This is a genomic window from Vibrio iocasae (assembly GCF_042245395.1).
Lineage (GTDB): Bacteria > Pseudomonadota > Gammaproteobacteria > Enterobacterales > Vibrionaceae > Vibrio > Vibrio iocasae.
In genome coordinates this window covers 45,966-69,822 of record NZ_CP145310.1, presented here as the reverse complement: position 1 = coordinate 69,822, position 23,857 = coordinate 45,966, and the positions used below count along the sequence as shown (strand labels likewise).

Below are 23,857 nucleotides of genomic sequence, written 5' to 3'. Positions count from 1 at the left end.
GTCTTAAGAAAACAGAGGTAATGAAGTCTTTTGATATTCTTGTGCCATATTCAGCAACTATTGAGCCAACCTTAGACGTCTGTTTAATAAGAGAATAGATTCGTGAGCATGGTCGAAAATCGACCCAAAAATGAGAACTAAACCATCTTAGGATCGTTATGTATATCGACCTGAGATTTTAGGTGTGAATGACCTAAATACGACTGGTTCTCACTCCATAATGCAAGGCTATCAATTTAATATTTCCACTATCAAATTGATAACTATCAGAGGTGATAGTTGATAATTTCAGTCTCACAACAGGACAAAAAAAGGGGAACCGAAGTCCCCCGAAAAAATAACGTGAATATAGACAGTTTTTATTAAGTTATTAGGTGACTCAACCAACGTCTCAACAAGTTGAGAGAAGCTTGATGACGATACTCAGCCGTCGATCTCTGGTCGTTGATAGGTGTAATAATTTCACTGTACTGTGAAACGATTTCATCAATAAACGCTTGATCTGAAAGGCGCTCTACTGGCTGTCCTACTACTCGGGACTCCAGCGTTTGGCTTCTTACTACTGTAGGCCCAACAGCTCCGAACGTGACGCGCCAATCAGCAATAATACCCTTCTCTACCTTGGCAGCTCCGGCAATCGACAGCTTGGTCAGCGCATTGGCTTTTCGTGTGCCAACCTTGTGGTAAAACGTCTCAGGCAGTTCAGCTTTAGGAACAACGATATGCGTTAACATTTCATCCTGCTTTAGCTGGTTTTTCCCTGGCCCCGTAATAAACTCCTCAAGTGCCATTTCACGCTCTCCATGTACCGAAGAGAGAACGACTCTTGCGTTGAGCAAATAAAGCGCAGGCAGTGTGTCTGCCGCAGGAGAAGCATTACATATATTACCTGCCATGGTAGCCCGGTTTCTCAGTGCTGGAGCTGCAATTTTCGAGGCACTCTGACGCAGGATTTCAGGCACCATCGGGTGCGCTTCAATCTCACTCAAAGTGACACCAGCACCGATCTTCAGGCTACTCTCAGAAACCACACCTTCTCTATGCACTTCGTTGATTTTCTTAAGCTCTTCAATAGAGTCAACAAACACCACATCACGAGTAAAAGAAGGGGTCATTTCCGGACGGACACTGTTTTGTACCATCAGGTCCGTACCACCAGAGAACAAGGTGTGTTCCCCAACAGCAAGCTTATCCAGCGCTTGTTCCAAGGTTTCAGGACGATATACTTCTACCATAATCCTTCTCCTCTTTTGACCGCAATTTTCGCTGCATCCACTATCATTCCATAGCCGGTACAACGACAAAGGTTGCCAGAAATCGCTGTTCTAATCTCTAGTTCATCAGGGTTTGAATTGGACTCAAGCAGTGCATATAACGCCAGAACCATACCCGGAGTACAGAAACCACACTGAACGCCTTTCGCTTCCAGTAAGGCATTAATTACGCATTGGCCTTTTTCTGTCTCACGTAGGCCTTCCAGCGTCATCAGGTGCGCACCTTCGGCCTGTGCAATTGGCATCATGCAGGCATTAACCAGCTTGCCATTAAATAAGATAGAGCAAGCCCCGCACTCGCCTTCACCACAACCTTCTTTGGTTGCGGTTTTGTCGAGTTCGCCACGTAGTGTATTAAGCAGCGACTGCATCGGGTCCACATCAACGACGACCAGCTCATTATTTAAATGGAACTCGATCTTCATAGTGTTTTACCTCCGTCGGCTACTGAATCTTGTGTCTCTGAACCTTTTTCTTTTGCGTAGAGTGCCTGACATACTCTTTCTGGTGTCACCGGAATCGAGGACAGTGGCTTGCCAATCGCAAACTCTACCGCAGCAGCAAACGCAGCAGCACCGCCATTGTGTGTAAGCTCACCCCCGCCCTTAGCACCATTCGGTCCGTATGGGTATGGGTTATCAACGTAGTCACTGTTTATTGAAGGCACGTCCAAAGAAGTAGGAATTACGTAGTCCGCCATGGTTTTCTGAGCAAAGACACCATCTTGTGTCATTTCCATCTTCTCACAGCTGCCGTAACCCAAAGCTTGAACCAAACCACCGTCAATCTGCCCTTTAAATACGACAGGATCGATTGCCCGGCCAATATCATAAACGCCCCAGGCTCCGGTAATATCCGTCTCTCCCGTTGCCATATCTACTTCAACTTCTACGACATTCATACCGTAGCTTGTCGCCTGATAGGCATTTCCCTGATAAACGCTCTGATCCCAAACATGATAGTCAGGCTTGCGATACACCTCTTCAATCTCCTGAGGTTCACCTTCCTGCCAATTTTCCTGCAACTTCTTCGCAGCTTTTTCTAACAGATAACCGACGATCAAAATAGAACGAGATGCGACCGTAGGACCAGAATCAGGGACGATTCCTGTGTCTGGAACTGCCAACTGTATTGTGTCCAGAGGACGGTTCATCGTATCGGCAACAATCTTACGGAATGTCAGGCTCAAGCCCTGACCAATATCTGTATTAGAAGCCAGAATCCTGATGGTTCCGTCAGCAAGTTTGTTTAATCCCACTCTTGCGCGTACCAGAGTATCTTCCAGATCGCCTGCAAAACCACAGCCATGCTGGAAGATCGCTAAACCAATACCTTTACGTTTTTCGCTATCGGCTGGTTGATTCGCATAAGCTGTGACTTTGTTTTGATAGTCAGAAGAGCCAAGCACATTTTCCAGCATCTGGTCCAATACCAGATCACCAAAGATGTCCGCTCCGGTCAGCGTTTTTGAATCTGACTTCAGGAAGTGACGCTGCTTAAATGTCGCAGGGTCTTCCCCAACCTTCTTAGCCACGTGGCTCATATGGGTTTCCATACAGAAACAGTTCTGAGGAGAACCAAAGCCACGGAATGCCCCGGTTGGCACTGTGTTAGTCGTCCATGCATGACCTTCTACGCGTACGTTTGGAATATCATAAACGTTGGTCGCTGTGGTCAGTGAACGCTGAAGCACGATGCCAGATAGACTTAGGTAAGCTCCGGAGTTGATATCGAAGTTCAGTTCCATCGCAACGATGTTACCGTCAGCATCTACACCCGTTCTGTAATTGAACTCTACCGGATGACGCTTTGAGGTGAACTGAATATCTTCGCTACGCTCAAGGATAATTCGAATCGGTTTTTGCAGCCTTTCCACCGCAACAGCAAGCGGGCCAGCCAGTACGTCCGGGTAATCTTCCTTACCACCAAAGCCACCACCTGTAGGGCACTGAATAGCGCGGACATGATCATGTCCCAACAGCACAGCCATACAGTGATGAACATAGAAAGGACACTGCATTGAGCCCTCTATGACTATCTTTCCATCCTTCGGATAGCCAACACAGCCCTGGGTCTCAAGATAAATATGCTCCTGATAACCGGTGGTGCAAGTTTCTTCAATGATAGTTACCGCTTTTGCAAAACCCTCATCAATATTGCCTTTATTCAAAGTATGAGTGTCTAGCACGTTGTCGGTTGAATGAATGGCACCATCGATAAGTGCTTTAGATTGTTCAATAGTATAGGCGGGAGTCAGAGGTTCGTATTCAACCTCAATTTCATCGAGCAGTTTTTCGATGACATCCGGGTCGGGGCCGACGAGAAGATAGATGACCTGTCCAACAAAGCGTACTTCTGTATCAGCAAACGCTGGCCAGTCAATTTCTACAATAGGAAGGACATTATTTCCTGGCACATCTTTCGCGCCAAACAAATGATAGCCTTCCGGCAGTTCAGGAATAATTGTCGATTTGATGATGCCTCTGGGGCAAGAGGAGCGGTAGAACCGCCCCTCAAGTAGTCCCTCGTAACGGCGATCGGCAATATACTTAGCTTCTCCAGTGGCTTCATCCCACTTGAATCGAGTATTAACCGTATCCATAACGGGTTCTCACATTAGTCTAGTTGATCCATTGTCTTCCATAGTCGTGCTGCTACTTTGCGTGCTTCTGCATAAATAGGAGCAACATCGAATGGGAACGCGCGGTCTTCATACACAAAACGTCCTTCAACGATTACGCTGTTAACGTTACCGGCATTAATGCCAAAGGCGATGTGACCCGGTACATTATCAGCTACAAACGGAGTTGGGCTTGTGTAATCAAGAATCGTCAAGTCCGCTTTGTTTCCTGGGTCCAGACGACCAAACTTAGCACCGAAGTTACGAGCCAAAATTTCGTTACCGTTCCACAACTTGCGTGTGAAACTATCTGGCCATAGCGGACCACCAGCGTCACGATGCTTGAAGAAGGCAAACTTAAGCTCTTCAAACATATCCGCACCAATACCATCAGTACCTAGCGCAACGTTCTTAAAGCGAGTCAGCTTATGGTTGTAACCCACGTTGTTGTTCATGTTTGAACGAGCGTTGTGAGCCAGGAAGCCATCTTTCGCATTCAGAATGTCGATGTCTCTGTCTGAAAGGAACAGACCATGAGCCAGCAATGTCTTCTCGTTAATCAGACCAAAGCTGTCCAGACGCTCAACAATGTCCTGACCGTAGTGGTGATGACTATGAGTGACATCGTAACGATCTTCTGCAACGTGAACGTGGATACCACGTCCTGTTGCCTGAACCGCTTCTGCCATCATAGACAGACCTTCGTCAGTCACTGTGAATGGCGCGTGAGCACCGATATGCGCTTCAACCAGATAAGGTTCTTTACCTTCAGCCTTTTCACGGTCGATGAGCTGAGCAAATGCGATGTTCTCTTCAACGCCTGCTCTCATCTCTTCAACGCCACCATTGCGGTCAGTTGTTTCGAAACATGTCATGCCTCGAAGACCCGCTTTCAGGAAGCCTTTGCGCAGAGTATTCAAAGAACCTGCGATGTAGTTTGGTGAAGCGTGGTGGTCGATTACTGACGAACAACCGTTCTTAATCGCTTCCAGCGAGCAGATAAGGCCACTGTAGTACAGCGCTTCTTCATCCAGTGCACGGTCCATTCTCCACCATAGGTTTTTCAGGATAGAGATAAAGTCCGGACTAGGTTTGATATCCGCCATGATGCCGCGAGCCAACCCTGAGTAGAAGTGGTTGTGCGAGCAGACGATACCCGGCATGACCACTTTGCCCTTCATATCCTTAACGGTTGCACCCGGATACTGAGTCGCCAGATCGGAACCAACTTCCTTGATAACGCCATTGTCGATAGCGATATCGACGCCCTCTTTTATCAAGGCAGGCTCAAATTGCACTGCCGTTGCATTTTTTAGAATTAACATTCCAGTCTCCTTCCTTATAATTCTACTTTGCCCAGCAGATAGCTATGGTTCTTGTGAACGTAACTAATCATGGTAGCTTCATCTGCCATTGACTCAGGCATGTCTAATTCGCTTTGAGCATTGATGTTGAAGGTATAAGTTTCACCCTTAGCACGAACCAATACTTCTTCACCTTCTACATAGAAACCTGCGTTTGTGCTGTTAGCGAAGTCTTCACGTAGGTTGAAGATAGTGAACTTGTCTTTGTATGGCTTGCTGTCCCAAGGACAGAACTGAGCACAGTTACCACACTCATTACAGTAAGCATCCAGGTGCAATGTCTGGTACTGGTCTTTAAAGCCAGGAATAGGTAGCGAGATGTTTGCACGGTTAGGACATACGTCTACACACTTGCTACAGATGTATGAACATTCCAGACAACGCTTAGATTCCTGCTCAATAAAGGCTTCACGATCCGCTTCTTCAAGCTTGTTCGCACTGATCATCTTGACCTGAATATCACCTTTACGAGCGTAGATAGCTTCTGCTTTCACATCGCTTGCTACTTCTTTCAACTCGTCTAGCTGTGTTTCACGCTCCAGAATGGCTGTTGCTGCTTTACGACCACCAGAGATGGCAGAAACAATTGATGAAGGACCAGTCTGCGCGTCACCCATCAGGAAGACATTCTCTACACCTGTTTCACAAGTCTCTTCATTAACAGCCGGCCAGCCATCTTCACCCATTGGAACACCAATGCGAGTCAGAACATCACGGTTAGACTGTTCACCAACCGCAGTTACAAGCGCATCTACCTGTAGTTCAACAGTCTTGTCTGTCGCAACCGGACGACGACGACCTTTCTCATCAGGCTCACCAAGCTCCATCACGCGTGCAGTAAGTTTGCCATCCGCATCAAACTGCTCTGGGTTGGTCAGGAACATAAACTGAACACCATCTTCTACTGCTTCTTCATACTCTTCTTTGTATGCTGGCATTTCTGCAATCGTACGACGGTAAATGACCGTTACTTTCTCAACGCCATCCACTTTAAGAGCAGCACGAGCACTATCCATTGCTGTGTTACCAGCACCGATAACCGCAACGTGTTTACCAAGCTCCAGTTTTTCGCCATCGTTAAACTGACGAAGGAACTCAAGAGACTTGAACACTTTAGTGTTGTCGCCAGAAATTGAGATAGGGTTGCCTTTATCTGCACCTATTCCCAAACAGATGTACTTGAAGCCGCTCGCTTTCAACGTATCGATGGTCAGGTCAGGGTTACAGCCGTACTCAATCTGAACACCGTGGTCAGTCACAAAATCGATGTCGTGTTGAATCGTCTCTGCAGGGATACGGAACTGAGGAATGATGTTCTTAACCACACCACCCGCGTTGGCTTCTTTTTCGAATATCGTTACAGGATGCCCTGCACGAGCCATAAAGTAAGCCGCTGAAAGACCTGCAGGGCCAGCACCGATAACCGCTACCGGGTGTTTAACGCTGTCTAGCTCAGGCTCATGCCATTTCGCTTTATACTCATCCCAGCCTTTATCAAGTGCAATCTTCTTCATCTCACGGATGTTTAGCGCACCTTCGTAATCACGGCGAGTACAGTTGTACTGACACTGATGGTCACAGATGTGGCCAGTAATCGCAGGAAGAGCGTTTCGAGAGTAAATCACTTCCAGTGCTTCTGTGTATTTGTGCTCACCCATTAGGCGGATGTACTCAGGGATATCCTGACTGATAGGACATGCCGTCACACATGGCGCAACATAACAGTCTGTCAAAGGTACAGCTTTCTTAACACTGATCTCTTCAGGACCGCGCCACTCTTTCTGTACGTAATCAGCAACAAGAGATTTCGCAGCCAGAGCTTCAAGCTTAACAAGATCTACTTGCTGCATGCCCCAATCATTGCTGCTTTCCAGCTCTTTCGCACAGTCCGTAAGACGCATGTAACCACCTGGTTTCAGCAGGTCAGTTGCCATTGTGATTGGACGGATACCGGTTTCGAAGATCTCTTTGATGTTGAACTTGCTCGCACCACCTGAGTATGAAATTGGTAGTGTGCCATCGAATTCACGAGACAGTTCCAGCGCAACGTTGATAGATAGTGGGAACAACGCACGACCAGACATGTACATTTCTTTATCTGGCAGACGGCCTTTCTTATTTAGAGTACCTAGTGTGTTGGTAAGCTTCACACCAAAGCCGATGCCTTTCTCTTTACCCAGATCAACCAAACGGTGAAGCATCGCTTTAGCATCTTCAATCTGAAGGTCGTGGCTGAAAGACTCTTCGCTTAGTGCAACATAATCGAAGCCCGCGTTGTCCAGAATGCTACGTACACGCTCAAAACCTAACAGAGTAGGGTTTAGCTTAACAAAGGTATTGATACCTTTGTCTTCAATCATGTAACGACAGATAGCTTCGATTTCATTTGGTGGACAACCGTGCATAGTAGACAAGGTAACGCCACGTGTTAGCTGTGCAGGGATGTTCTCAGATAGTTTGTTCAAGCGCTCTGAACCATAAGTTTTTGCAAACTCTGGCGCAGCAATGAACTCATTCATTTCTGCAATATAAGCGTGGAAGTTTTCGTGCTCGCTTGAATCAAGCATATCGTGGATATACTTCTGCATTGGTGCAGTCTGAATACCCGCAAGGTCGTAACCAACACTCATGTTAAATACGAAAGACTTCTCTTCGCCTTCAAGACGAGGAGCAAACACTTCTTCTAATAGATGAAGAGCGATCCATGCTTTCAGGTATTCGTCATACGCTTTAATAAGAGTGAACTCGGTAGACCACTCTGTGTTGAAACACTCATCTTCCGCATCGATACATGGCTTCGCGATTTCTAGCTGATCAAGCTTCTGAACCGTTTTCAGTTCCATGAAACGACCACCAGCCAGCCATGAACAGATAATGTTCTGTGCCAGCTGAGTATGAGGACCTGCAGCAGGACCTACTGGTGTCTCACAGTTTTCACCCCATACGGATAGTTCCCCGGAATTCTCCTTTCGGTAAAACTGCTTAGATGGAATTCCAAAAATGGACTGGCTCTCTTTATACTCGCTAAAAATACGGTTAAGAAGCTCGCCAAACGGAACGGGACGCATGATATCTCCCATGATAAATCTCCTTGATGCTGTTGTTCTGTTGCTGCACAACCAGCACATTTTTGTGTGCTATATGTGGGGCTTAAAGTGATAGGCCGAAAATAAATCAGCCAGCTATTAGCCCTATTGAGCAACTACTGCGCCAAACTTTAATTTCATGATCCATAAGGGAGATTTCTTCGCTAATTTCGTGAGCAATGTCGAAACTAGTATCGAATATGTGAACACACGCATTGGTGTAGACAGGAGTTAAATGATAATGAAAATTTATTCTAAATAGGTATTATTCTTAACAACATCTATTTATCTATCATATTAATAAATCACTATCACTTTGATACGGATTAATTTGATAGAAGTGATTTTTAAATCGGGTAAAAAATAAATCTTAATATCAGACTAAATATATCAATTTGATAATTATCTACTATCAACTCTCATTCTGATAGGAGGATTGAGACATGTGGCACAAAGTGTCATAAGCCTCTGGTGTATCAACATCAAAGTGTATTCCTTTGCTGTTAATTTCCGCGAATTTAACCTCTCCACTGAATATAATTTTCTTCATTTTTCCATCATAGGGAGATGCTGCGATTTTCTCGATCAATGAAGCGGGCAATAAGACAGGATGGCCCGGTTTTTCCAGCGTCCCAGGGAAGACGGTATGGTTCCCCCCACGCTCCCATACACGTTGGTAAACATCTGTCGAAATGCAAGGCATATCACCATGACTAATAAAGAAGTGGTCTGTTTTTACAGCCTCGACACCTTGTTGAATCGAGCTAAACATTCCCTGTTTGAAGTGAGTGTTAACTATCAGTTTAACGCCTTTTTTATTCCTATACCTGTCAACCAACTCATCACTTCTATGTCCTGTAACCAGTATCACTCTGGAGCAAAAAGTAAGTGCATTTTCGATACTTTCATCAAGGATTGTGTGGTGGCGATAAGGTAGCATCATCTTCCAGCGACTCCCCATTCGGGATGACAAACCAGCTGCTGGCATGACGCAATCAACCTGAACTGGAGCTGCCTGTTCACTATCAACCTGATGAGATTGTCTCATTATTTCTACTCACTTTTTATTTCTAAATAGGGCCCAAATGACGCCAGAAACAGACTACCAAGCACTATGTTCTGCCCAGTTCAACACTGCATTAACCAGCCCTCTTGTTATAGCTCTGGTGGGCGGTGGTGGCAAGACATCAAGCGCTTTTTGGCTGGCGGAACAGTTTAAACTTAAGGGCCATAGTGTATTTGTTAGCACTACAACAAAAATGTATTTTCCAGAAAAAAACCAGGCAGACAATTTTATTTATTTAGAAAATGATGATGTTCAGCAAATAACACATAAATTAAATAAATTTTCTGAACCAGGTATCACTTTCGTATATAAAAAAGAAATAATCAGCAACAACAAAAATAATAAAAATAAAGTGCTCGGTGTCACAACTGAACTTATTGATAAAATAAAAAATGACTCCCCTTTCACAGTTTTTATTATTGAATCCGATGGCGCTAAGCATAAGCCAATAAAGGCCCCTGATGGGCATGAGCCTTGCATTCCAATATCTTCGGATATGGTTATCGGTGTCACAGGTGCAGAAGCTATTCATACTCAGGCAACCCCTGAGAGAATTCATCGATGGAACCTTTTTTCTGCACTCACTCAATGTTCAGAAGGCGATCTTGTCGACCAAAGAGTATTGAGAAACCTGATCGAACATCGACATGGATTGTTTAAGAACGCACCAGAGAAAGCCATCAAGATTTGGTTAATAAATAAAATAGATTTGGCGACTAACTACAAAGAAATAGATCAACTCGCTCACCAAATCTTAGGTAACACAACTGAACTTGATGCCATCTGGCTAGCGTCGATGAAAGATCGGGCACCGATTAAAGATGTACTGATGAGAGAGTAAATCATTCCCTCATCAAGAGACTTTGAGGTCACGATTGATGAATATTTTTGCAAAAGCCGCACAACTAGAACAAGAAAATGTTCCCTTTGCTCTGGCAAATATCATAGAAACTCGCGGTTCAGCACCACGCCACTCAGGACAGATGATCATTAAGGCAGACGGTTCAATCATCGGTACTGTTGGTGGCGGTATGATAGAACGCTATGTAATAGAGCAGTCTATCGAAGCCATTCAGGAGCGCAAAGCTCGTGTAGTTAAAGGTCGAATGACCCGCACTGGCCCTGACGCCATGGATATGGATTGTGGCGGCTCGATGAGCGTATTTATCGATGTGTATGGCCTGCGTCCCAACCTGATATTAGTAGGTGGCGGTCACGTTAACCGTGCCGTCGCTCATGCAGCAAATGTACTTGGTTTTGATATTACAGTCGCTGATGCTTACGAAGAGAGCCTATCTGAAGAGTATTTCCCGGAAGGTACCAAACGTGTACTCGGGCAAAACATGGAAGAAGCGATCGACAAGCTGAACATCAATAAAGAGAGCTTTGTTGTTATCGCTACCAACCATCAGGACAAAGATGCGATTACAAAGATCGTTGGCTTGGAAACCAAATACACAGGCTTAATGGCAAGCCGTCGTAAAGTGCAGACCCTGTTTACTCACCTTAGAAAGTGTGGTGTAAGCGAAGAGCAGATTCAGGCTGTCCACTCTCCTATTGGATTTAATATCGGGGCAGAAACACCGGAAGAGATCGCTATCAGCATCATGGCTGAGGTCCTGAAAGTTAAACATAGTTCTGCGGGCGGTCAGATGAAGGATGATACTCGTATCAACCGAAACAAACTGGTTCTGATCCGTGGCGCTGGCGATATCGCAACAGGTGTCGCTGTTCGTTTGAAGAACTCTGGCTTTAAAGTGGTGATGACCGACATTTCACAACCAACCGTTATTCGTTGCACTGTGGCTTTTGCCCAGTGTCTGTACGGAGAACCTGTAGAAGTTGAAGGTATTACCGCGCGCAAAGCGAAGAGCTGTGAAGAAGTATTCAAGACTCTGGATAACAATGAAGTACCAGTGATGGTGGATGAAGAGTGTTGCGCATTACCGACACTTAAACCAACGTTCGTGGTTGACGCTATTCTGGCGAAGAAGAATCTGGGAACCACCAAGGACATGGCACCAGTGACTATTGCTTTAGGTCCGGGCTTCAACGCAGGAGAAGATTGCGATGCAGTTATCGAAACCAACCGTGGTCACCATCTTGGTCGAGTTATCTATCAAGGTATGACTCAGCCTAATACTGGTATTCCGGGCAATATCGCTGGATACACTCATCAACGAGTCCTTAGAGCACCTTGTGACGGAATCATGCACAACCATGTGAAACTCGGAGACATCGTAGAAGAAGGCGATGTTATCGCTCATGTTGGCGACAGCCCGGTGGTTGCACCTTTGGGCGGTATGGTTCGCGGCCTGCTCAATGAAGGCTTAACGGTTACCGAAGGCTTTAAAGTTGGCGATATCGATCCAAGAGGGATTGAGGCGGATTTCACAACCATTTCGGACAAGGCAAGAGCGATTGGCGGCAGCGTATTAGAAGCCATGCTGCATTTGGAGCAAACACTACTTAACTAAATACAAACGGAAATGGGGCGCTATGGAACTGCGAGATCATATACATAGAGCGATTACCGATACCATCTGGTTATCCTTGATCGCGATCTTCCTGAAAGGGCTATTTCAGCCCAGTCATAGCGCCATTCTATTAAAAGACACTGGATTAGCCCCCTTTGTTCTTGCTGAGATTCTCGCTTTTGTCCTGCCAATTGCATTAGGAGTATCTCTGTTTCTGGTACTCACAAAACGTGCCCGGTTAACCGTCGTGATTGTCACACTGGTGATAAATACGCTTCCAACAGGCTTAGCGGTCTATCAAGGGTTATATCTCGATTGTGGTTGCTACCTGCCCGGCACCCTCGAGTCACAGGTATACAACGAGCTCATACCCCTGTTTGTCTTTCAGTTGGTTCTGATAGTCGCGGTGTTGGGACTGTACATTTTTAACCGATTGGCTGAAAGCCAGACAACTTTCAGTCACGCAGGAAAGCATTACTGAATTCGAATTTTTTGCCGTACTAAACGGTGAAACCAAACTAAAGGAACTGTCATGGAAAATAAAAAACTTCGCCTTCGCGATCTAAACAACAAAACCCGGATCAATTTCCTATTTCTGGCAACAGGACTTATCGGACTCTCTTTTTCAGTAGATGCAGGTTTGTTCTCCAACAAGTTTGAAGCTGAAACTCAGGCCGAGCAAGTTGCTATCAAACTGCACAATGAAACCGTTGAAGGCGGTTATAAGCTTATAGATACACAAGGTTTGAAGACGCTCATTGATAGTAAAAAAAATGTACTGATCGTCGATGCAATGCCTTATGAAGCAAGCTACAAAGCAGAACACATTCCTGCTGCAGCACAGTTTGAGTTCCCTATCAAACCTATGCCAGAGTGGAGCACAGAAGGTACTGAAGGCAAAACACAAGAAACCTTCGCCCGACTTCTTGGTGCAGATAAAAGCCAGACCCTAGTGTTTTACTGTGGCTTTGTAAAATGCGGAAGAAGCCATAATGCCGCGAGCTGGGCTGTTAAAATGGGCTACACCGATGTATATAGATACCCAGGCGGTATCTACGCGTGGAAAGGTGCAGGCTTTAACACCGAGAGCGATTAAGTACAAACCTCAGAATAGTTGACCCACTCTTAACTTCAGTTTTGCTCACAATAAATGGGATCTTTTGATCCCATTTTTCTTACCTCGCAATCCAAGTTTTCCCAAAAAAATCGGCCTGGTTATCTTATATGTATTTTCGGTATAAATAACCGCGCGCCATTCCATTTAACTTAATGATAACATTCCAGCCTTGAAATTGAGCTATATCCTAAACCCACTCGGATGAACGTATTGAATTGTGGGTATTGCAGATATTAAGAGGTAACTGTGAATTATTTATCTACGTTAACAGTGCGAAGCCGTTTGGTTATCGGCTTCGGGTTCATACTGGCATTTATGGTACTGCTTACAGTTCTGGGTATACAGAAGGTTAATTTTATTGATCGTTCTCTGTCTGAAATCACGGATGTAAACTCCGTAAAGCAGCGCTATGCCATTAACTTCCGGGGCAGTGTACATGACAGAGCTATCGCGATTCGTGATGCAGCAATGGCAAGAACACCTCAGGAGTTGAGCTCATTTGAACAGACAATTCGAGAGTTAGAATCTTTTTACCTCGACTCTGAAAAGAAAATGAATGAAATGCTGCGCAGCGGAATACCTTTCTCAGCACAAGAGCGGGATATTCTCAGCAGGATCGAACAGATTCAGAGCGATACATTACCTCTTATCAATAAAATTCTTACAGCCAAAAAAGATCAGGCTGAATTGACAGACACCATATTGGATAAGGCACGCCCTGCCTTTATTGCCTGGTTAGATACCATCAATGAGTTCATTGATTATCAGGAAGAACAGAATCAGGTGCTCACACCAGAGGCAAGAATGGTTGCCGGAGGGTTCCAGGAACTCATGATGCTGTTAAGCGGTATCGCTCTTGTTGTATCCATTTTTATTGGCATTCTCATCGAGAGGAGCTTTAGAAACTCCCTTGGTGGCGAACCGTTTGAGGCACAGTCTCGTATCAGCAAGATGGCGCAGGGTGATCTAACCCAGCAAAACAGCAATGCCTACAAAGGAAGTATTCTCGATTCACTGTCTGATATGGGACATCGCATTACCAGTATCGTGGGTAATATTGTTGGTGCTTCCAATAATCTTTCTGTTCAGGTGGATGAAGTATCTAAGGGTTCTTCTCAGGTATTGGAATCAGCAAACCAACAAGCCGACTTAACAGAAGATACCGCTTTTAAACTGGATGAAATGCGCACGAGCCTGGATCAGGTTGCTGTTATCGCCAGCCAGACTGAAGAGAACTCTGGAAAGACCGCTGAATTTGCCAGAATGGGTCGCGAAGTCGTAAGCGAAGCCGCTCAGGAGATGGAGAAAATATCAAACACGGTTAACTCAACAGTCGAGCAGATAAAGCTTCTGGAAGACAGAACCAAACAGATAGGCGGTATTGCGAATGTCATCAATGAGATATCTGAGCAAACCAACCTTCTGGCGCTAAATGCAGCGATAGAAGCAGCACGTGCAGGTGAATCCGGCAGAGGCTTTGCGGTCGTCGCTGACGAGGTTCGAAGCCTGGCACAACGAACCAGTGATGCGACATCTCAGATCGGCTCGATGATTAACGAGGTTCAGAACGAGACCGCAGCCTCTGTGGAAGCAATGAGTACCACACAACCACAAGTTGAAAATGGTAAAGCCCAAACCGAAAAAGCGTCTGAGTTGCTGCAAGATATCGAACAACAAGCCAATGGCTCGTTACAAAACGCTAAGGAGGTTGCAATTGCTGCCGCTGCTCAGGTAGACCTTGTAGGAGACATCTCCCAAGCAATGGGCCAGATCTCTGAGATGTCCAATCAGTCAATCGACTATATGAAGCGAAATGAAGACGCGACTCAGACGTTAAATGAGCTTGCTTCCCAGTTAAAGCAGGAAGTGGCTTTCTTTAAGGTTTAGTTTGTCGTAAAGCACTCTTTCCCACGGTGAATCGTGGGAAAGGGAATGGAGGGTTACGTGGTCATCAGAAATCTCCAACTGCATTAATGTTTACTTGCGCAGTGCCTATACGGTTTTTGTTAAAAGATCCGCCAGTATAGTTAAGGTGAGTACCACCATTTGGGATCAATAGCGGTAAAGCCTTCTGTTAGATAGGGGTTTTCTATACGAATCTGCACTCTTTCGTTCAGGTGGAGCTTCTCAAAAATATCTCGAGAGAAAGGGTGAGACTTCAATAACGAAAGCAGGCTGCCATCAGACAAAGCTTGCTCCATACCTGTCTTAATATCTTTTATCAACTCATCATCATTTTTTCTGACATAAAAGAAACGTCCAAAGGGATATATCAGTACAATTGATTTATCAACCATCAATTTGGCGTCTTTGTTTCCAAACCGCTTCAATAACCGATGTGCTTCGTTACCTCCGAGAGGAAGCAAGTCAAAACGCCCACCTTGAAGCATTTTAAATAGATTGTTGAGTTTTGCAGTGGTGACAACAGTAAAACCGGAACTTTCAAGAATACCAACATCAACCCATTGACCTTGGCCGAAAGTAAAGGGCTTTAAATCTTCAATGGTTCTTACGGGGGTTAAGGTTTCAGCCATGTCTTCACGTATGATAAATACTCGCCATCCTAATAAGCCCATCTCTAAAGGTAAGTAAATAGGCTCCAATTTACCGTCAAGCTCAAGAGAAGAACTAAAATCAGCAACATCAAATTGACCAGACTCTATCATAAATGTCGCTCTAGCCCGATTGACTATCGTAGAATCTATACTTAATTGATACTCTCTATCTACCTTGTCTAAAGCCAACTTAAGTACAGCAAAACCTATAATGTCTTCACCTATTCCGTTCATATCTAAATATTTTAGTTCTCGGGCCATAACGCCAGAGCTGAATATAAACACCATTAAAAACAACATAAGACGCTGACACATGTAAGCCACCCCGTACTTTTACTCTCAACTATAGTTCACAATGTCTATTCCTGTTTATACAACCCTTTTTCTATTCCCACCAGAACAAAGTTGGGAAAAGTGATGGGCAGGACTGAGCTAGATGTTTACTGATATGCTTCTTCAGACTTCCGTTCACATTGTTATGTTGCTTCAATGACGAGCATAGGTAGCTTCTAGAGCACTGAGTTAGCAAGTGTAGCTAACTCTAAGGTGAACAATCCTTAGCTAGGAACGGAAAACTGATTGTACTAGATTGTAAATGGAGCTTAAAATCCTCCTAGCATTTGATCGGATCGCAACTGGTTCCCGAGCTGTTGATTAACATAATTCTTGAAATACGGACGTTGATGCATTCATAATTTTCCGTTGCTATTAAAGCGATATTATAGGTGGATACAAACTGTGGAGCAGTTAATGAAAGAGCATGGTAGTTTCAGTTATGAAATTAGAGGTAAGGTAATTTTCTTCTTTCTGACAGGGGCATTTAATGAGTATGGCATGGCTAGTTGCTTAGCTGCACAAAAGGATGCCATAGAGACCTTTGCTGATGAACCGTGTTTCCTACTTGTAGATTGCACTACGCAGATAGGAGCAACACCTGAAACATATGAGTTGGTAGATAAGTTTTACGCTGATTTAAACTACGAAAACTTGTCCGCCATTGCTCTAGTACATACTCAACCAACACTAAAGCACCTTGAAAATAGAGACATTCCGATGATGAAAAACCACAACTCAAAAGTGTTTTCAGATATACCATCGGCTTTATCTTGGTTCGATACTCAAAGTTGTAGAAAGTCAATCAAATCTGCTCACAAGGACTGAATGGGGCCACCAAACTTGCTTTTAGGAATGAACGTTTCAAGGGTTAGCGTTGTCTTGCATGTTCCGAAAACAACTGCATAAAACGATTCTGCTACCACGGTTTTGAGGTGAAAGGTTATGTCCAGAAACTATCGCTTTCGGCCAAACCTAGCCAAGTAGTGCCAGATTTTTTTGATATCTTGTTCTTTATAGCCATGCTCAGTTACAGCTAACCCTAGTAACTTGACATTGAGCATACCGTTGGGTGCGAGCTCTCTAGCTAAATCAACAAATGACTGACCTCGATAGTCCGGGTAACGGTTCATTTCTTCTACTGATAATTCAAAACCGCAGTGCCACTCCAAAGTAATCCCCAACTCCAAAGCTTGTTCGTGAATTTCGCTACCTTTATATATGGGATCTAACACGACACTCTCAATGTCATCTCGTATAGATATAACTCCGTGGATATGGGCTTCAATGTAATCATCTAACAAGTCCGCACATGAGGATTTAGCCTTGCTTATTAACGATTCTAGGCGATTTGAAACAGCAAAGTCCTGTGGTTCAAAGTAGCTATCTGGATAACAAAAGGTTGTTCTCTCAAGTGTATGAGGCCTTAATTTAAAATATGAAGAACCAAAGCGAGGTGCCGCTCCAACGTCATAGTTTCGAAAATTCAGTGCCCCATATTTGGGGCGAAAGCAGTTGTCGACTTTATCGTAAGCTCTACCAAAAATACTTTGTTCCCATAACCATCGCTCCCCACCTTTGTATGCTGTGAGCCCACCATTGCTGGTTTGAGTTTCAAACTGAGACTTTAAGTAGCCATCTTTCGCTATAGCTAAGAGTAAAGGTTTATTTGATGTGGTGTATCGATCAGGGTGAAAGTTGATCGTGACATCATGGTTGACACAAATAGACTCTCCATCAGACTTGGTTTTCACCATCTCTATCGCCTTACTCACAGCGTTTTCCGTCATTATGGGCCTTTTGTTTGCTAGTATTAGTTGAAGGTAATAAGCGCTAGTATGGTATAGTGAAAAGCACCCTATCTAGAAATGGGGCAGAACCGAGCTGGGTTTACCCGTAAGGATAGATTGAAACTCCTTTGAACTGGTTTTTATCACGGTGTTCTCCCTATTGGTTATACTTGGATCTGAGGTTATATTTCTTCTGCAAACTCAGGAACTTTACTCGATATCTCAAGCTTCTCTGCGGCTAATTTATCTTCCATGAGAAGCTGCTGTTTCTTTATCGCTTGAGTTTCATGGTAATCCTTGGCAACTGCTGTCTCAATGAATTCAACTGCGTTTTCAGTAAAGTCATGAACAACCTCTTTAATCTCATCCAGTGATACATGAAAGAACTCTTTTCTACGGTTAATCATGTTCAGGCGGCGAGAATCAAACTGGTCATGTAATTTCTTCTCCAATGATGGTGCGTCTTTTGTGTGAATCATAGCATGAACATCAAAGGTGAATGGAACAGATGCATCACCAAGCTCCTTAACCCGATCCATTGGCTCCAGTCGTCGTGTCATCCCAATTTTATAGACCCCTTCCCCGAAAGAGCCGATGTTCGAGATGATGTAAACATGCCCTTGCTTGGTTTGTTCAGCCATAGATTGAGCACGCTGGTGCTTAAGTTCGGCTTCTTCGAGATCAAATTGGAGTTGGGCAATCTGTTCTTCCAATTCTTGCTTCATATCATCACTTGCCTTAACAAGTTCTTTTCTGGCGATATCAAGAGCCTTTTGGTACCGTTTCTCTTCTTTAATGGCCTCAGCTTCAGCTTTGCGGATCTCGGCTTCAATTCTGGCCTCTTCACGCATTTGAGCTTTTATTTCTGCCTGCTCTTCCTTCTCAATTTGTTTCTTTTCGTGGTACTCATAAGTTAGCTGGAGTTCCGTAAGCTTGGCATTTAAGTAATGCTCTGTGATGCGGATAGCATTGGATTCATTTAGTTGATTTATGGAGTCAAACGCCTTTTTAACTCGCTCTTCCATTTTGGCTACATTACGCCATGTGCAGTTTGCTATAGCAGCCTCACACTCGTTATTAAAGGCCCTAGCGGTGAGACGAATACCTTTGTTTGTCATCTTTTTACCTTCCACTCTGGAACCATCAACTGTCCAATCCCGATAACAGTAGATCGCCCCTTGAGAACTTTTATTCCTCATGAGTTCTTTTTGCCGTTCTTTACACTGCTTAATTTTCTCTTTGAAGGCTTCAGTTGTATCGAAGTCGAATCGCGGCTTATAGAATCCCAGCTCGATCAGCTCTATATCCTCATCAAAGATAGCTACCTGCTTTGCAAGAGCATCATAGGTGCTTTTCTTCGACTTATAGTCTGTTCGAAGGTTAGTGATTTGATTTTCTAGGTCGCTCCGTTCTGATTCAAATTCTGACTTGAGTTTTTGGTGCTCACTCTCGATATTAATGATTATTGAGTACTTCTCTTCATATTCACTGAGTTGGCTGATCACACTTTCTACAACCTTTTTAGACTGCTGAAGTTGATCTTCGGTTGAGGTGATTTTATTTTTTGCTTTGTTAAGTTCTTTCTTTGACCTACTGTTTAGAACCCAACCGATCAGTATCAATACGGCGATGACCACCAATGCTGCATAGACTACTTGTAGTGTCGAAAACTGTTCCATATTCCTAGCCCAACTTATTGTTATGTTTGTTTGAGGCTCAACTTATCTCATATTCAATAGGCTGTTTTTTAGCTAGGTCACAATAACCTGTTTGCATTTGTGTCTTGCTGTATAGGAACTAGCGATGATTGAAGTCTTCATACAAGCAGAAAAGAACATTCAGGCTGCTGAGTATTAATACGTCGGCTTAACTAACAGCCTTAACCGCGTTACCGGGCTTGCGTAAAAAACGATAAACGGTCTCGTACAGTAATTACCTATTGGTTTAATAAAAATACAGTTACCTGAGGAGGTCATTAACTTAGGAACATAACCTTGAGCCAGCTCAGAACGATACCTGAGGAAGTTACTGTATGATTTGATTAGAGGCTGTTAGTTAAGATGGTTCGAGTAATTAGATGGATAAATACAAAGGAAAATACTCATGATTCGACATGCATTTTTTGCTTTTCTTAGCCTTTCACTTATTGGTTGTGTTGCAACTACTCAGTCTATTGGCTCCAATAAGCATCTAACTCCCGAAAAAAAGCTGGTTCTTTACAAAGAACACCAGAGTGACATTGGCCCTGACGCTTGGAAGAAGGAAGTAAATGCTACGGAGACCTTTGATGATTGCTTCTCTGCACTCCAGTGTGCAATTGCAAACAGAGAGTTCGATGTCGCTGAGTTTCTGCTTAGCTCTGGAGCAGATCCTAATGTTGGTGGAGTTGTTCGACTTTACTCGAAAACAACAAAAAGGAAAGAGTACTATATTTCGTATCCCATTCAAGATGCTCTTCTCTACGCAGGCTCCGATGACGAGGCAAATAAGTGGGTCAAACTATTGCTGGAAAAAGGGTCAGGGCCTGATTTTGCTACCCGAAATTTCAAACCAGCTCTACATCTAGCAATCAAGAAAAGTTACTTAGAAACTGTCCAAACTCTTTTGGGAGCAGATGCTTATACTGGAACATTTTCATCCAAAGACCCTGAAGGTCTTGATTACGAATTAGAATCTGCGGGTCCTGAAAAGACTTATTTTGATGCCCTAACTGTCGCTGCCGTTTATTTAACCGACTACAGCACCCTCTCTAATTATATTGTTAGTTCATTGCTGGAAGCGGGTGCTGACCCTTTTTACATCAGGCATAGTGGAGGAGTATCGTCCTTCCCAGCGTACGCTCTTCGCGAAGGTAAGCCTGGTCTGGCAGAATATTCTATCGAGGCCTACGCCAAAATTACAAAAATGACGAAAACGGATTTGAACGATATTCGACAGAGTATAGAGCAAGAACATCAAAGTTATCTCGAAAACGAACGAAAGAGAGCCAAAGCTGTTGCGGCAGCAAAGCGTACTCAGAACGAGGCTCAACAAAAAGCAGCAGAAGTTCGTGCCGCTAATGAGGCCTACGAAGCGGAGATAAGGCGAAGATTAGATAGTGGAGAAAACAACGAATCGAATCACTGGGCTGTTCCTCTCATTTCTACTTTTAAGGAGGCAGAGAAGCAGGCTGCAAACGCTTCAACGCCTATTCCTGTGCCGGTATCGCCGAAACCTAAATCGACTAAGCAAAACATAAGCACAGAAAATCAAAAACGTCCTGTTCAGAAGCATGATTTTCTGCTCGACTGTAATCGTGATGGTATTGATGATCGTGACCAGGGAGTAAAAATGAATGTTTGTATAGAGTAATTGGCTTGGCTTCTAATAGCTTAGGTACTCTGGTGAGCGGCCATCTAAGCCGCCCCCGTGACATGATTCGTTTCATTGGATAAGGAACAATACTTGATGCGAGTATTTCTCGTCAGAACTGACTCTAACTTCGTTATAGTTTACGAGAAAGCAACCCGCTACATATTGCACTCGACACCTGACATTTTTTAATCAACTCGCTTTTGTGCCTGCTTCCACGCCCATAAAGGAGACTTCACAAGCAGTTTAGCTTTCATACTCCAAGAAGGAGCATGCCAGATATCAACACATATTTTGGCATAGCCGTTGAACAGTACTTTTACCGGATTAACGGAGTTAATCGTCGGATAAATGCCGTATCTCACTCTCTCTTCTTCTCGGGCAAAGGTGCCAAACATACGGTCCCAGATAATCAGAATTCCAGCATAGTTTTTGTCCAAATATCGCTTATTCGTTGCATGATGTACCCGATGATGAGACGGAGTATTAAACACGGCCTCAATTGGTCTTGGGAAACGTTTGACTGCTTCGGTATGTAGTAACGTCTGAAAAATCTGCACAACACTTTCACACAATAGAACCACAAACGGGTGGAAACCCAATAACACTAGCGGCAAATGAAAAAACAACGGAAACAACCAATCCAGAGGCCCAAACCGATAAGCGACCGAGATATTAAAAAACGGAGAACTATGGTGTACAGAGTGCGTCCCCCACGCAAAGCCATTGCTGTGTAGGAATCGATGCTCCCAGTAGTACACCAAATCAGCCAGAATTAAACAGCCAATCAGGGTCCATCCGGTTATCGGTAGTTGCGTGACACTCCAATTTTCATAAGCCTCTAGGAATACACTCAGATAAGCCAGACCAAAGACAAACACCATCACAATCATAAATCCCAGGGTGATGAAGCTAGTTACGCTATCCCCGAGCATTTTCCAGCTAATCTTGCGCATAAATGCATAGCGCATCAATTCGACTATGAATACCAGCATAGCGAGTAAGAAAAAATTATTATCTAGCCACATTTCAAAATAGGAAACTGCTTCGGCAGACATGACTTCCGACAAATTCAAGATAATGTCCATCCCTAACTCCTTTCATTCTTATAAAACACGGTCAATGAGTTGCCACCGGGCATATGGCTTGATTCCATATAATGAACTTCAACAATCGCTTCGATCTCGCGGTTGTAATTAACCTTCAGCCAAGCATCTTCCATTGCTACCTCGTCATAGTATCCAGGAGGAAGCAATACCGAAGAGGTTTCGCTATCCGACTTTGATGCAAACTCCAGGTGGTTACTTTTTTCAGCACGTACTATTCCTGCGGATATTTCCACCATCGAAAAATCGGCAGAAAACTCGTTATAGACAAGAACAATTGCATTGAGATCTTTCTCGGAATGCTTTGCAAGTTGCATATTCAGTGCATCCCAAAGCTGATCGGTTTTATCCAAACGAACCGTTTGGTGCACAAGCTCAACATAATCTTCTGGAATGATGGTAGGTTGCGACTTATTAGATTGAACTGATACTGCACTAGCCGTATTTTGAGGCTGATAGATGACAGCCGTCCACACAGCGAGAGTGATGACAACAGTGACTACGATAGATTTGAATAGGGACATATACACCCGTTTCTCGATTGACAATAACACCACCAATCTACGGGAGTAAAAGTTAATAAAACGTTACCTGTCACTTACTCGCTCCAACGCTCTGCGTGAGGAACGAGCAAAAAGACAACAAGAACAAAGGCTCGTTAAAGACATTCAATACATGTTGTTAAACATACATAGAAGAATAGTTATCGACATAGTCATACCATACTGGAGGTGTGCCCATCTCCTCTTGAACCGTCTCGATAAACTTCTTAACCAGTGGGGTCTGGTTTCTGTGAGGATAAACAGCGTGCAGGGAGCCAAACTCGCTGGGGAATCGATAGTTTTGTAGTATGGGAACAAGTCCTAGCTCTTTGATGTTAGACCTAAGTACAGACAGATCTACGATGGAATAACCCAACCCCGCCTGAGTAGCACTAATAAGAGAGTCGACACTGTTCGCTTTGAAACGTCCGTTGATGCTGTACCTTTCCATTTTGTCCTGCCCGGATGCCGCCATTTCCAACTTATCCAATGTAAAAGGACCATTCGAGTATGTAATTGCAGGTAAGGCAACAAGCTCTTTAAGGGTTTGTGGATCACCGTGTTGCTCAATAAAGTCTGGTGAAGCAAGAAGAACCAGCTTTGTTGAGGCTAGTTTTTTCGCGATGTTTGTTGAGTCTTTTGGAGAATCCATCCGAAAGGCGATATCAAACTTTTCACCGACGATATCCGCCATCCGGTCGTCCAACGACAGCTCGACATAGGTATCGGGATACTTCTTCATAAAGAGGTTGATGGCTTTCTGTAGGTATAAGTTTCCAAATGACACATTGCTGGTTATCCGCAATAACCCTCTCGGTTCAGTGTGAAAGGACTCTGCTAAACGCTGAGTTTTGCTTATCTCTTTTCGGATGACCTTGGCTTGCTCTAATATCTCTCGCCCTGCGTCTGTCAAAGACAGAGAACGTGTGGTTCGGTTCAGTAATCTGACACCCAGTGTTTCTTCCAGCATCTTAAACTGTTTAGTCACTACAGCTCTGTCCATATGCCTGAGTTCAGCAGCTTTAGCAAATGAGCCTTGGTAAACGATGTCAATAAACAGGTCAAGGCGGGTGGCAATATCCATATGATTTCCGTCAGTTATCAAAAGCAAAATGCATCAGAACTTTCATTCTAATGCATTTCGCAAAGTGAATAACCAAAAGATAAACGCAGATT

19 protein-coding genes are annotated in these 23,857 nt (G+C 44.1%); 7 read left to right on the top strand and 12 right to left on the bottom strand.

Features of this window, described 5'->3' with window-relative positions:
- Positions 1-362: 362 nt before the first annotated feature.
- From SNR28_RS00285 to mocA, 6 genes are all read right to left on the bottom strand, one after another.
- Positions 363-1,235: an FAD binding domain-containing protein gene (locus tag SNR28_RS00285; RefSeq protein ID WP_375749018.1), complete on the bottom strand. Its 873-nt coding sequence runs from the start codon at positions 1,233-1,235 to the stop codon at positions 363-365.
- Entirely contained in the window at positions 1,229-1,699 is a 471-nt protein-coding gene (locus SNR28_RS00280; RefSeq protein WP_375749017.1) for a (2Fe-2S)-binding protein, read from the bottom strand. The genes SNR28_RS00285 and SNR28_RS00280 overlap by 7 nt, the downstream gene beginning before the upstream one ends.
- Positions 1,696-3,876: a xanthine dehydrogenase family protein molybdopterin-binding subunit gene (locus SNR28_RS00275; protein ID WP_375749016.1), complete on the bottom strand. Its 2,181-nt coding sequence runs from the start codon at positions 3,874-3,876 to the stop codon at positions 1,696-1,698. The genes SNR28_RS00280 and SNR28_RS00275 overlap by 4 nt, the downstream gene beginning before the upstream one ends.
- A 14-nt stretch (positions 3,877-3,890) precedes the next feature.
- Positions 3,891-5,219: a putative aminohydrolase SsnA gene (ssnA, locus tag SNR28_RS00270; RefSeq protein WP_375749015.1), complete on the bottom strand. Its 1,329-nt coding sequence runs from the start codon at positions 5,217-5,219 to the stop codon at positions 3,891-3,893.
- A gap of 14 nt (positions 5,220-5,233) precedes the next feature.
- Positions 5,234-8,338, bottom strand: a complete 3,105-nt coding sequence (gene ygfK, locus SNR28_RS00265; protein WP_375749014.1) for a putative selenate reductase subunit YgfK — start codon at positions 8,336-8,338, stop codon at positions 5,234-5,236.
- Positions 8,339-8,756: 418 nt separating this feature from the next.
- A complete protein-coding gene (gene mocA, locus SNR28_RS00260) occupies positions 8,757-9,392 on the bottom strand; it encodes a molybdenum cofactor cytidylyltransferase (protein WP_375749013.1) in 636 nt (211 codons plus the stop codon).
- A 37-nt stretch (positions 9,393-9,429) separates the two neighbouring features.
- Between mocA and yqeC the strand changes: the two genes are divergently transcribed.
- The 5 genes from yqeC to SNR28_RS00235 all read left to right on the top strand — a co-directional run bounded on the left by yqeC (position 9,430) and on the right by SNR28_RS00235 (position 14,891).
- Positions 9,430-10,251, top strand: a complete 822-nt coding sequence (gene yqeC / locus SNR28_RS00255; protein ID WP_375749012.1) for a selenium cofactor biosynthesis protein YqeC — start codon at positions 9,430-9,432, stop codon at positions 10,249-10,251.
- Positions 10,252-10,288: 37 nt separating this feature from the next.
- Positions 10,289-11,887 (top strand): selenium-dependent molybdenum cofactor biosynthesis protein YqeB, encoded by a 1,599-nt coding sequence (gene yqeB / locus SNR28_RS00250; protein ID WP_375749011.1) that lies wholly within the window; start codon positions 10,289-10,291, stop codon positions 11,885-11,887.
- 22 nt (positions 11,888-11,909) lie between these two features.
- Positions 11,910-12,368, top strand: coding sequence for a MauE/DoxX family redox-associated membrane protein (locus SNR28_RS00245; protein ID WP_375749010.1), 459 nt, complete (start codon positions 11,910-11,912; stop codon positions 12,366-12,368).
- A gap of 51 nt (positions 12,369-12,419) precedes the next feature.
- On the top strand, positions 12,420-12,983 hold the full coding sequence (locus SNR28_RS00240; protein WP_375749009.1) for a rhodanese-like domain-containing protein: 564 nt from the start codon (positions 12,420-12,422) through the stop codon (positions 12,981-12,983).
- 267 nt (positions 12,984-13,250) lie between these two features.
- Positions 13,251-14,891 (top strand): methyl-accepting chemotaxis protein, encoded by a 1,641-nt coding sequence (locus tag SNR28_RS00235; RefSeq protein ID WP_375749008.1) that lies wholly within the window; start codon positions 13,251-13,253, stop codon positions 14,889-14,891.
- A gap of 140 nt (positions 14,892-15,031) precedes the next feature.
- On the opposite strand, the gene SNR28_RS00230 is transcribed toward SNR28_RS00235, so the two are convergent.
- Positions 15,032-15,874: a hypothetical protein gene (locus SNR28_RS00230; RefSeq protein WP_375749007.1), complete on the bottom strand. Its 843-nt coding sequence runs from the start codon at positions 15,872-15,874 to the stop codon at positions 15,032-15,034.
- Between the two features lie 435 nt (positions 15,875-16,309).
- On the opposite strand from SNR28_RS00230, the gene SNR28_RS00225 reads away from it, so the two are divergent.
- A complete protein-coding gene (locus SNR28_RS00225) occupies positions 16,310-16,720 on the top strand; it encodes a hypothetical protein (protein ID WP_375749006.1) in 411 nt (136 codons plus the stop codon).
- Between the two features lie 128 nt (positions 16,721-16,848).
- Here the strand turns inward: SNR28_RS00225 and SNR28_RS00220 are convergent, their stop codons facing one another.
- Both SNR28_RS00220 and SNR28_RS00215 read right to left on the bottom strand, forming a co-directional pair.
- Complete coding sequence (locus SNR28_RS00220; protein WP_375749005.1) at positions 16,849-17,682, bottom strand: DUF3626 domain-containing protein; 834 nt, start codon at positions 17,680-17,682, stop codon at positions 16,849-16,851.
- 182 nt (positions 17,683-17,864) lie between these two features.
- On the bottom strand, positions 17,865-19,361 hold the full coding sequence (locus tag SNR28_RS00215) for a DUF4041 domain-containing protein (protein ID WP_375749004.1): 1,497 nt from the start codon (positions 19,359-19,361) through the stop codon (positions 17,865-17,867).
- A gap of 424 nt (positions 19,362-19,785) precedes the next feature.
- Here SNR28_RS00215 and SNR28_RS00210 point away from each other — a divergent pair, with 424 nt between their 5' ends.
- Positions 19,786-21,033, top strand: coding sequence for an ankyrin repeat domain-containing protein (locus SNR28_RS00210; RefSeq protein ID WP_375749003.1), 1,248 nt, complete (start codon positions 19,786-19,788; stop codon positions 21,031-21,033).
- Between the two features lie 188 nt (positions 21,034-21,221).
- On the opposite strand, the gene SNR28_RS00205 is transcribed toward SNR28_RS00210, so the two are convergent.
- The 3 genes from SNR28_RS00205 to SNR28_RS00195 all read right to left on the bottom strand — a co-directional run bounded on the left by SNR28_RS00205 (position 21,222) and on the right by SNR28_RS00195 (position 23,765).
- Positions 21,222-22,121, bottom strand: a complete 900-nt coding sequence (locus tag SNR28_RS00205; RefSeq protein ID WP_375749002.1) for a sterol desaturase family protein — start codon at positions 22,119-22,121, stop codon at positions 21,222-21,224.
- A gap of 2 nt (positions 22,122-22,123) precedes the next feature.
- Positions 22,124-22,663, bottom strand: coding sequence for a hypothetical protein (locus tag SNR28_RS00200; protein WP_375749001.1), 540 nt, complete (start codon positions 22,661-22,663; stop codon positions 22,124-22,126).
- Between the two features lie 157 nt (positions 22,664-22,820).
- Positions 22,821-23,765, bottom strand: coding sequence for a LysR family transcriptional regulator (locus SNR28_RS00195; protein ID WP_375749000.1), 945 nt, complete (start codon positions 23,763-23,765; stop codon positions 22,821-22,823).
- Positions 23,766-23,857: the final 92 nt, after the last annotated feature.

Coding starts and splice junctions, on each gene's coding strand:
- SNR28_RS00285 (WP_375749018.1), bottom strand. CDS start 1,235: ATGGTAGAAGTATATCGTCCTGAAACCTTGGAACAAGCGCTGGATAAG.
- SNR28_RS00280 (WP_375749017.1), bottom strand. CDS start 1,699: ATGAAGATCGAGTTCCATTTAAATAATGAGCTGGTCGTCGTTGATGTG.
- SNR28_RS00275 (WP_375749016.1), bottom strand. CDS start 3,876: ATGGATACGGTTAATACTCGATTCAAGTGGGATGAAGCCACTGGAGAA.
- ssnA (WP_375749015.1), bottom strand. CDS start 5,219: ATGTTAATTCTAAAAAATGCAACGGCAGTGCAATTTGAGCCTGCCTTG.
- ygfK (WP_375749014.1), bottom strand. CDS start 8,338: ATGGGAGATATCATGCGTCCCGTTCCGTTTGGCGAGCTTCTTAACCGT.
- mocA (WP_375749013.1), bottom strand. CDS start 9,392: ATGAGACAATCTCATCAGGTTGATAGTGAACAGGCAGCTCCAGTTCAG.
- yqeC (WP_375749012.1), top strand. CDS start 9,430: ATGACGCCAGAAACAGACTACCAAGCACTATGTTCTGCCCAGTTCAAC.
- yqeB (WP_375749011.1), top strand. CDS start 10,289: ATGAATATTTTTGCAAAAGCCGCACAACTAGAACAAGAAAATGTTCCC.
- SNR28_RS00245 (WP_375749010.1), top strand. CDS start 11,910: ATGGAACTGCGAGATCATATACATAGAGCGATTACCGATACCATCTGG.
- SNR28_RS00240 (WP_375749009.1), top strand. CDS start 12,420: ATGGAAAATAAAAAACTTCGCCTTCGCGATCTAAACAACAAAACCCGG.
- SNR28_RS00230 (WP_375749007.1), bottom strand. CDS start 15,874: ATGTGTCAGCGTCTTATGTTGTTTTTAATGGTGTTTATATTCAGCTCT.
- SNR28_RS00225 (WP_375749006.1), top strand. CDS start 16,310: ATGAAAGAGCATGGTAGTTTCAGTTATGAAATTAGAGGTAAGGTAATT.
- SNR28_RS00220 (WP_375749005.1), bottom strand. CDS start 17,682: ATGACGGAAAACGCTGTGAGTAAGGCGATAGAGATGGTGAAAACCAAG.
- SNR28_RS00215 (WP_375749004.1), bottom strand. CDS start 19,361: ATGGAACAGTTTTCGACACTACAAGTAGTCTATGCAGCATTGGTGGTC.
- SNR28_RS00210 (WP_375749003.1), top strand. CDS start 19,786: ATGATTCGACATGCATTTTTTGCTTTTCTTAGCCTTTCACTTATTGGT.
- SNR28_RS00205 (WP_375749002.1), bottom strand. CDS start 22,121: ATGGACATTATCTTGAATTTGTCGGAAGTCATGTCTGCCGAAGCAGTT.
- SNR28_RS00200 (WP_375749001.1), bottom strand. CDS start 22,663: ATGTCCCTATTCAAATCTATCGTAGTCACTGTTGTCATCACTCTCGCT.
- SNR28_RS00195 (WP_375749000.1), bottom strand. CDS start 23,765: ATGGATATTGCCACCCGCCTTGACCTGTTTATTGACATCGTTTACCAA.